The 1837-nt window shown below is 49.1% G+C and carries 3 protein-coding genes; all 3 read left to right on the top strand.

Features of this window, described 5'->3' with window-relative positions; all coding sequences use genetic code 11:
* Positions 1-179 precede the first annotated feature (179 nt).
* Positions 180-491, top strand: a complete 312-nt coding sequence (locus QZ311_RS12275) for a helix-turn-helix domain-containing protein (protein ID WP_123616227.1) — start codon at positions 180-182, stop codon at positions 489-491.
* Positions 488-1522 carry an AAA family ATPase gene (locus QZ311_RS12270; RefSeq protein ID WP_290431003.1) on the top strand — a complete coding sequence of 345 codons (1035 nt, stop codon included), beginning with the start codon at positions 488-490 and terminating at the stop codon, positions 1520-1522. Before QZ311_RS12275 ends, QZ311_RS12270 begins: the two co-directional genes overlap by 4 nt.
* Positions 1523-1596: 74 nt before the next feature.
* Positions 1597-1837 (top strand): CHC2 zinc finger domain-containing protein (locus tag QZ311_RS12265; RefSeq protein WP_297068497.1); only part of this gene is annotated, 241 nt, incomplete at its 3' end.

Here is a 1837-nt window from a genome sequence, read left to right as displayed (position 1 = left end):
AATTACGCCAACGAAATTAAACGAATTTATATTGCTGATATGAAGCGTTTTAGCTATTGCAAAGCGGGCAGTTGTCCTTTATCTTTGCATCGCTGTTCCGACCGGGACAGTGGCTGAACGGTTCATAAAGTCGCCGGAGTCGTTTGGTCGTTTAACAATCGGCGACATTGTATTTGCCTATGACAAATCTTTTAGAGTTAATCAACAGCGGTGTGACCGATGTCACGGTCAATGTTAAACTTGCTGACCTCGTTGAACTGATAAAGCAGACAATCGAGGCAGCCAAAGCCGAGCTTCTTCCCGCTATGGTCAGCGCGGCACAGGAGGTTCTGCTCACCAAGAAGGAGGTGATGGAGAAATTCGGCGTGTGCCACACCACCCTCTGGAACTGGAACAAGAACAAGATTCTAATCCCGGTGAAGGTCGGTAAGAAGGTGTGCTATCGTCAGAGCGATGTCGAACGTCTGATACTTGAAAGGGATAGAAAATGATGGACGCGAAAGAATTGAACAAACTCTGGCAGTCGTATCAGCTCAGAGTGACCGATGAGATAGCCAAAAGTCCTGAGGTTCTCTTTTGCAACGGATCGGTTATCGGCACACTTGGTAACTTCTCGGCATCCACCGGAAAGGCGAAAAGCAAAAAGACGTTCAACGTGAGTGCGATTCTTGCGGCTGCACTTACCAATGGAGAGGTTTTGCGCTATATCGCCGAGTTTCCCGATGACAAGCGTACAATCCTGTATTTCGATACCGAGCAGAGTCCACACCATTGCCAGCGAATCATGCGACGTGCGCTTCAGCTCGCCGGGCTACCACTTGACAGCCATCCGGAAAATCTGATATTCGCCCAGCTCCGCGCCATTACGCCCGATTTGCGCCTTGAACTTATCGACAATGCTATCGCAAACACACCCAATGTCGGACTGGTGATTATTGACGGAATCCGCGACCTTATGTTCGACATCAACAATGCCATTGAATCGTCACGACTTATAGGCAAGCTCATGGAGTGGACTGACAAGTATCAGATACACATACACACGGTTCTGCACCTTAACAAGAGCGATGACAACGTGCGCGGTCATGTCGGCACCGAACTCAACAACAAAGCAGAGACGGTTCTGCAAGTCTGCAAAAGCACGACCGACAGCGAGGTGACGGAGGTTTCGGCATCGTGTATCCGCTCGATGGACTTCCCGCCATTTGCTTTCATCGTCAATGAGGCAGGACTTCCGGAGATTGCCACTGAATACACCTTTGCCGGGAAGTCAAAGGTTCAGACCTTCTCATACTCGGAGCTTTCGCCCGAACAGCACCGACAGGCTCTTGAAATGGCATTTGCCAACGGCGCTATAAAAGGGTGTCAGAACTGTGAGGACAGCATCAAGAGAGCCTATGCCGCCTGTGGGTTCCCATATGGCGACGGCAAGGTGACGAAACTGAAATCTTTTCTAATGAACAAACGGATGGTAATCCGGGAAAACGGCACATACTCATACAACCCCGATTTTTATTACTGATTTAAGTTCGGTTCAGTACGGGGTGTATATATGTGAGCTGAACCCGAACCAAATCCCCAACACAAATTTTAGATATGCTCAAAGAGATTAAATCAATCCCTTTAGCCACCTTCTTGTCTCAACTCGGACATGAACCGACGGCGAGAAAAGGAACGAGGCTATGGTATAAGTCGCCATTGCGACAGGAACATACGCCGTCGTTTAAGGTGGAAACCACGCTTAACTGCTGGTATGACTTCGGACTTGGCAGAGGCGGCAACATCATCGACCTTGCAGCCGAGATGTATCAGTCAACAGACCTGCGCTATCTCATGC

The sequence above is a fragment of the uncultured Duncaniella sp. genome (assembly GCF_910578445.1).
Lineage (GTDB): Bacteria > Bacteroidota > Bacteroidia > Bacteroidales > Muribaculaceae > Duncaniella.
Note: the sequence above shows the minus strand (reverse complement) of the source record. Positions and strands in the feature narration are given on the sequence as shown.